The 6881-nt window shown below is 73.7% G+C and carries 9 protein-coding genes; 6 read left to right on the top strand and 3 right to left on the bottom strand.

All coding sequences use genetic code 11. The features are described from left to right. Positions 1-109: 109 nt before the first annotated feature. Positions 110-1741, bottom strand: a complete 1632-nt coding sequence (locus E2C05_RS26735; protein ID WP_133222703.1) for an ABC transporter substrate-binding protein — start codon at positions 1739-1741, stop codon at positions 110-112. A 251-nt stretch (positions 1742-1992) separates the two neighbouring features. Between E2C05_RS26735 and E2C05_RS26730 the strand changes: the two genes are divergently transcribed. Then, positions 1993-2328, top strand: coding sequence for an STAS domain-containing protein (locus E2C05_RS26730; protein ID WP_133222702.1), 336 nt, complete (start codon positions 1993-1995; stop codon positions 2326-2328). Beyond that, positions 2325-2771 (top strand): ATP-binding protein, encoded by a 447-nt coding sequence (locus E2C05_RS26725; protein ID WP_133222701.1) that lies wholly within the window; start codon positions 2325-2327, stop codon positions 2769-2771. Before E2C05_RS26730 ends, E2C05_RS26725 begins: the two co-directional genes overlap by 4 nt. A gap of 47 nt (positions 2772-2818) precedes the next feature. Here E2C05_RS26725 and E2C05_RS26720 read toward each other — a convergent pair whose 3' ends face one another. Beyond that, positions 2819-3664, bottom strand: a complete 846-nt coding sequence (locus E2C05_RS26720) for an ATP-binding protein (protein ID WP_133222700.1) — start codon at positions 3662-3664, stop codon at positions 2819-2821. Positions 3665-3787: 123 nt separating this feature from the next. Here E2C05_RS26720 and yajC point away from each other — a divergent pair, with 123 nt between their 5' ends. From yajC to E2C05_RS26705, 3 genes are all read left to right on the top strand, one after another. After that, complete coding sequence (gene yajC, locus E2C05_RS26715) at positions 3788-4129, top strand: preprotein translocase subunit YajC (protein ID WP_133222699.1); 342 nt, start codon at positions 3788-3790, stop codon at positions 4127-4129. Positions 4130-4233: 104 nt separating this feature from the next. After that, entirely contained in the window at positions 4234-4584 is a 351-nt protein-coding gene (locus tag E2C05_RS26710) for a hypothetical protein (RefSeq protein ID WP_133222698.1), read from the top strand. Between the two features lie 50 nt (positions 4585-4634). After that, complete coding sequence (locus E2C05_RS26705) at positions 4635-5234, top strand: cysteine hydrolase family protein (RefSeq protein ID WP_133222697.1); 600 nt, start codon at positions 4635-4637, stop codon at positions 5232-5234. 199 nt (positions 5235-5433) lie between these two features. On the opposite strand, the gene E2C05_RS26700 is transcribed toward E2C05_RS26705, so the two are convergent. Beyond that, positions 5434-6072 (bottom strand): superoxide dismutase, encoded by a 639-nt coding sequence (locus E2C05_RS26700; RefSeq protein WP_133222696.1) that lies wholly within the window; start codon positions 6070-6072, stop codon positions 5434-5436. A 126-nt stretch (positions 6073-6198) separates the two neighbouring features. On the opposite strand from E2C05_RS26700, the gene E2C05_RS26695 reads away from it, so the two are divergent. After that, the coding region (locus tag E2C05_RS26695) for a squalene/phytoene synthase family protein (protein ID WP_240046906.1) at positions 6199-6881 on the top strand (683 nt) is incomplete at its 3' end.

The raw sequence follows: 6881 nt of genomic DNA, 5'->3' as shown, positions 1-6881 counted from the left end.
CCTGCGGCGCCGCCGGGCCGCCGTGCCTGCCCGCGCCGGCCATCGGCCGCGGGCCGGGTCATGCCGCCCGTGTATCCGGCGGCCGGCCCGGGCGGCCGACGTCCCGCCGTCAGCGCAGGGCCAGCGGCGTGTAGTCCTGGAACCAGTTGCGTGCCTGCACGAAGCCGGAGACGCGCGGGGAGAAGGCGCGCGGGTTTAGGTCATGCACCACGTAGAGCCCGGCGGCATCGTCCACCAGCACCTCGTGCAGCTTGCGCATGGCCGCGGCCTGCCCCTCGGCGCCGAATTCCGCCCGCACCGCGCGCAGCGCCGCATCGGCGGCCGGGTTGTCGTAGTGGCCCCAGTTCAGCCCGCGCGGATTGACCAGCTGGCTGTCGTAGATGATCCAGCCGGTCGCCGGCTCGATGGACGGGATCGCCACGTTGATCGCGGCGGCGTTGCGCGCGGCCGGATCCTTCGCGCCGGCCCGCAGCAGGTTGATGATCGTGGCGAAGTCGACGATCTGGAAGGTCACGTCCATCCAGATCTCGCGCAGGTCGGCCTGTATCGCCTCGTTCATCGGCGCCGGCAGGATCTGCCCGCCGCCGGAGGTCGCGGCGATGACGCTGATGGCGCAGCGGCGGTTCGGGCCGTAGCCCGCCTGCTGCATCAGGTCGCGCGCCGCGGCCTTGTCGTGCCGCAGCGCGAAGGAAGGGTTGCCGAACCAGGGGTCGTCCGGCGTCACCTTGCCGCGCGCCGGCAGCGCGCTGCCCACCAGCAGCGCCGCCATCGCCTCCCGATCGATGGCGAGGTTCGCCGCCCGCCGCACCCGCACATCGTGGAAGGGCGAGGTCGGCAGATGGTTCAGCCGCCAGGCCCAGATATGCGGATAGGCATTCTGCATCACCGGGAAGCCGGCGGCCCGCAGGGAGGCGATGGCGTCGGGCGGCACGCTCTCGATCACGTCCGCCTGGCCGGCGCGCAGCGCGGCGACGCGGGCATTGGCGTCCGGGATCGGCAGCAGCACGGTGCGCGGCACCTTCGGGATCCGCGCCGGGTTCCAGTAGGCGGTGTTCGCCTCCAGCTCCGCCCGCTGCCGCGGCGTGACGGAGATGACCTTGTAGGGCCCGGTGCCGGAGGGGTTCTGCGCGAATCGCGCCCAGTCGCCGCCCAGCGCCCGCCAGTGCGCGGGGGAGACGAACCAGAGGAAGCTGAGCTGGTAGGGCAGCATCCCCTCCAGCTCATGCGTCATGACGGCGATGGTGACGTCGTCGATCTTCTCGGCCCGCGCCACCGCCGGCAGGCGGCCGCGGACGAAGCCGGCGCGGGCGCCGTCGAATTGCGGCGCCTCCCGGTTGAAGATGCTGTCGAAATTCCAGATGGCGGCATCGGCGTCGAAGGGCGTGCCGTCGTGGAAGACGACGCCGCGGCGCAGGGTGATGATCCAGCGGCGGCGGTTGCCTTCCTCCGGCCGCCAGGCGGTGGCGAGGCCGGGGGTGAGGCCGGAGGGCCGGTCGGCGCTCGACAGGTCCCAGTTGACCAGGGCGTCGTAGACGAAATGCGCGCCGAAACGCACGCCTTCCAGCCCGGCCTCCGGCCCGCCCCAGAGCCGCGGGATGTCGCCGATGGACATGGCGATGCGCACGGTGCGGCCGGCTGGCGTGGTGGTGCCCGGGGGCGTCCCCTGCGCGGCGGCCTCCCCGGCACCGGTCAGGGCGAGGGCGCCGGCGCCGAGCAGGGCGCGGCGGGTCGGGGCTGGCATGCGGCAGGTCTCCGGCGTGGTCGGCGCCCGCACAAGCAAGCCTCGTGCCGTGACTGCATCAGTTGCCGCCGTGCACCATGCTCGACAGCCGTAACGTCCATGGTTAGACCCGGCAATCCAGGGGCGCCGCCGCACCCGCCGGGAATCGGCCCGGAAAACAGGGCCCTGCGGCGGGGCGGCGTTGCCGGGCGACGACAGGCCGATTCAGCGTCGCGGCCAGGACGGCGCGCCGCACCGGGGGAGGAGGAACCATGCAGGTCACCGAGGTCAGCGCCAGCCTTCAGCAGATCGCCCTCTCCGGGTTTCTCGACGCCGCCGCCGTGGAGCGGCTGGAGCCGCAATTCGCCGCGGCGGTCGCGGCCGCCGACCGGGACACCATCCTCGACCTGTCGGGCGTCGACTACTGCGGCTCCCTCGGCATCCGCATGATGCTGGCCGCCGCCAAGGCGCTGCAGAAGCGCGGCCGCAAGCTGGTGCTGGCGGCGCCGCAGCCGCCGGTGCGCACGGTGCTGGAGACCGTCGGCATCGGCAGCCTCGTTCCCATGACGGCCAGCGTGGGGGATGCGCGCCACCAGCTGGGCGCGTGACCGCGACCGCCTTCGCCTGGGCGTTCCGCAACGACCTCGCCGCACTCGGCGAGGCGCAGCAGGCGATGGCGGCCTGGCTGGAGGCACGCGGCGTGCCGGAGGCGGCGCGGTCGCGCCTGCATCTCGTGCTCGACGAGCTGGCCGCGAATGTCATCGAGCACGGGCATGCCGTGGCGGAACGGGGCCGCCATCCGCTGCGGCTGGCGCTGCGGCTCGGTGCGGCGGCGGAGCTGGTGCTGCTGGATCGCGGCGCCGCCTTCGACCCGCGCGGCCGCGGCGGCACGGCGCTGGAGGGCCCGCTGGAGGAGGCGCGCATCGGCGGCCTCGGGCTGTTCCTGGTGGAGCAACTGGCGCAGCGGATCGAGTATGGCCGGACGCCGGATGGCTGGAACGAGACGCGCGTCACCGTGGCGCTGCCGGATGCGCCGGCCGCGCCGGGCTGACCGCCTGGCCCGGGCGGGCGGCGGGGGCCCCCGCCGCTGCCGCCACGTCAGGCGGCGATGCCGAGCCGCCCCGCGAGGTCCTGGATGAACTGCCAGGCGACGCGGCCCGACCGGGCGCCCCGCGTCACCGACCATTCATTGGCCTGCCGCCGCAGCTCCTCGGCCGGCAGCGCGATGCCCAGCGCCTGGGCATAGCCCTCGACCATGGCGAAATAGGTCGGCTGGTCGCAATTGTGGAAGCCGATCCACAGGCCGAAGCGGTCGCTGAGCGAGACCTTCTCCTCCACCGCCTCGGCCGGGTTGATGGCGGTGCTGCGCTCGTTCTCGATCATGTCGCGCGGCATCAGGTGGCGGCGGTTGGAGGTCGCGTAGAACAGCACGTTGGGAGGCCGCCCCTCGATCCCGCCGTCGAGGACGGATTTCAGCGCCTTGTAGTCGGCATCCTCCTTCTCGAAGGACAGGTCGTCGCAGAAGACCAGCGTGCGGCGGGGCTGCGCGCGGAGGTGGTTCAGCAGGTCCGGCAGGGTGCGGATGTCCTCCCGGTGGATTTCAATCAGCGCGAGGCTGCCGGGATCCCCGGCATTCGCCGCCGCATGCGCCGCCTTCACCAGGGAGGACTTGCCCATGCCGCGGGCGCCCCACAGCATGACGTTGTTGGCCGGCATGCCGCGGGCGAAGCGCAGCGTGTTGGCCAGCAGCAGGTCCTTCTGCCGGTCGATGCCCTGCAGCAGCGCGATCTCGACGCGGGAGACCTTCGGCACGGGCGCGAGCCGCGGCGCCGGCGAGGGATGCCAGACGAAGGCATCCGCGCCGTCCAGCCGCGGCGGCGCGGGCGGCGGCGGCGCCAGGCGCTCCAGCGCCTCCACCAGGCGGATGATCAGGGCTTGATCCATGGGGAATTCCGAAGCTTGCGCCGCCCTTGACGGGACGGGGGGCGGCGGCCAGTTTGCGCCCGCCAAGCCTTATTGGCGCCCGTCACAAACGGCAAGAGCCGCACCAACGAGGACCCCGCCGGGATGCTCATCTCCCCCGCCTATGCGCAGGATGCCGCCGGTGGCGGCCTGGCGCTCGTCACGCAGCTCGCGCCGCTCATCCTCATCTTCGCGGTCTTCTACTTCCTGCTGATCCGCCCGCAGCAGAAGAAGCAGAAGGAACACCGGGAGATGCTGAAGCAGCTGAAGCGCGGCGACCGGGTGCTGACCGCGGGCGGCATCATCGCCAAGGTCACCACCGTGAAGGAAGGCGTGGACGAGGTGGAGGTGGAGATCGCCCCCAATGTCCGCGTCAGCGTGCTGCGGCAGACCATCGGCGACGTGCTGAAGCCGATCGCCGCCAACGACGCGGCCGCCAAGGGCTGAGGCGCCTCCTCGCCACGCTGCTGCTGCTGCTGGCGGCGCCGGCGGCGGCGGAATCGCCCGAAGCCGCCGGGCTCCGGGGGCTGGCCGGCGGCGGCCTCGTGCAGGTGGCGGCGCATTCGGCCGTCTCGCTCGCGCTGCGCAACGCGGCCCGCGGCCGGCAGCAGGCCGTCTATGCGGGGCTGCGGCTGCCCGGCCCGCCTGTCGCCCTGGTGGAGGGGCGCTGGCTGGCGGGGTGGGGCTGCGCCGATGCCGGGGCGTCCCAGGGTTGCACCGGGCGCGGCCTGTTCCTGGCGGTGGACAGCGCGACCGAGCGGCTGTTCCTGATGCTGCTGGAGGATGGCGTGCCGGTCTATCTCGCGCCGCACCGGACCGGCCATTGGCCGCGCCCCCTGGCCGCGCCCTTCGCCGTCTTCGCGCCAGGGCTCGCGCGCGGGCCGGTCTTCGACCAGGAGTGACCGGGCCGCCCTGCCGACCGCGTGGCGGCCCCTGCAGGAGTGAAGCGAGCATGACCGCACCGAAGACCCTGTTGCAGATGGCCGGCGCCCCAGCGCATCCGGCGCCGCTGGACGCCGCCGCACTGGTCATCATCGATGCACAGGGCGAGTACCGGGACGGCCGGCTGCCGCTCGAGGGCATCGACCCCGCGCTCGATCGGCTGGCGGCGCTGCTGGCGGCGGCGCGGGCCGCCGGCACGCCGGTGATCCACATCGCCCACAAGGGCCGCGCCGGCAGCCTGTTCGACCGCGAGGGGCCGGGCGGCGCCATCCTGCCGCAGGTCGCGCCGCGGGACGGCGAGGCGGTGGTGGAGAAGGGCCTGCCGAACGCCTTCGCCGGCACCGACCTGCAGGAGAGGCTGAAGGCGACCGGCCGCGGCGAAGTGCTGCTGGCCGGCTTCCAGACGCATATGTGCATCAGCGCGACGGCGCGCGCGGCGCTGGACCTGGGCTGGCGGGTGACGGTGGCCGGCGATGCCTGCGCCACCCGCGCCCTGCCCGACCCGATGGGCGGCGCGTCGATCGGCGGGGCGGAGATCCATCGCATCGCGCTAGCGGAACTGGCCGACCGCTTCGCCATCGTGGCGCCGGTCGCGACCATCATCGGCTGAAGCCCGACGGGGCGCCCGGCGGACCGGGCGCCCCGTCCTCAGGCGCAGCGACGGGCGGCCGTCGCGGCCGCCCACCGGCATGTCATGCCGGCCAGCATGGATGCCGGCCGGCATGATCGTTCTGCCTGGCGCGCAGCCGTCACGACACCCCCTGCGCGCCGTACCGGCGCGCAGAGGTCGGAACGTCCGCTCGCCGGTATCAGGCGCTCTGGCCGGACTTCAGGCCGCCCTGCTTCAGCAGGCCCTCGACCACCTCCCAGTCCACCAGCTTGTTCAGGAAGTTGTCGAGGTAGTTCGGGCGGACATTGCGGAAGTCGAGATAGTAGGCGTGCTCCCACACATCGACGCCGAGGATCGGCGTGCCTTCGCCCGTGCTGATCGGGTTGGCGCCGTTCGGGGTCTTCGTCACCTTCAGCTTGCCGTCCGGGGCAATGACCAGCCAGGCCCAGCCGGAGCCGAACTGGGTCACGCCGGCCTGCTTGAAGGCCTCCTTGAACGGGGCGAGGCCGCCCAGATCCTGGTCGATCTTCGCGGCCAGCGTGCCCGGCAGCTTGTCCCCGCCGCCCTTCGGCGACATCACCTGCCAGAACAGGATGTGGTTCCAGTGCTGGCCGGCCTGGTTCAGCACCGGCAGGCCGTCGGCACCGGCCTTGCCGGCCTCGGCCACGATGTCCTCCAGGCTCTTGCCGGCCAGGCCCTTGCTCTCGACCAGGCCGTTGAGCGCGGTGACATAGGCGTTGTGGTGCTTGCCGTGATGGAGCTCGAGCGTCTCCTGGCACATGCCCTGGCCGGCGAGCGCGTTGGTGGAATAGGGCAGCGGCGGCAGGCTGAAGGCCATGGGCTGTGTCTCCTCGATCGTGTCGGTGCAACGCGCCCGGGAGGCCCTGGTGGCAGCCGGGTGCCGGCCGAACAGCTAGGCGGCGTGCCGTGGCGCGTCAAGCAAGCCCCGGGCATAAGGCGCGGCATGCCCGATCCCACCGCGCCGTCCGCCATGGCGCAATTCGCGCGGCGGCACGATCCCGACCGCTTCCTCTGCGCGCTGTTCGCGCCGGCGCCGCGGCGCGAGGCGCTGTTCGCGCTGATCGCCTACAACCACGAGCTCGCGCGGGCGCGGGAGGCGGCGCGCAACCCGCTGGCGGCGCTGCTGCGGCTGCAATGGTGGCGCGATGCCGTCGCCGCCGCCGCTGCCGGCAAGCCGCCGCTGCGGCATGAGGTGGCGGCGCCGCTGCACGCCGCCATCCTCGCCGGTGACCTGTCGCCGGAGGATCTCACCGCGATGGCCGATGCGCGGGAGGCCGAGGCGGAGGAGGAGGGCATTCCCGGCCGCGCCGCCTTCGACGCCTATCTCCGCGGGACCGCCGGCGGCTTCGCGGTGGCGGCCGGCCGGCTGCTGGGCGCGCCGGCCGCGTCCCTGCCGGCGCTGCAGCAGGCGGGCGCGCTGTATGGGCTGGCCGGCGTTCTGCGGAGCCTGCCGGCGCTGGCGGCGCAGGGCCGTTGCCTGCTGCCGCTGGATGCGCTGGCGGCGGCGGATCTCGATGCCGCATCCGTGGTGCAGGATGCCGCGGCGGCGGCGCCCGTCGCCCGGGCGCTGGCGCGGGAGGGCCTGGTGCAGGCGGCGGCGGCCGGTGCGGCGCTGCGGCCCCTGCC

It is taken from the genome of Paracraurococcus ruber (assembly GCF_004353985.1).
Taxonomy (GTDB): Bacteria; Pseudomonadota; Alphaproteobacteria; order Acetobacterales; family Acetobacteraceae; genus Paracraurococcus; species Paracraurococcus ruber.
The sequence above is the reverse complement of the archived record's forward strand: the minus strand, read 5'-3'. Positions and strand labels throughout refer to the sequence as shown.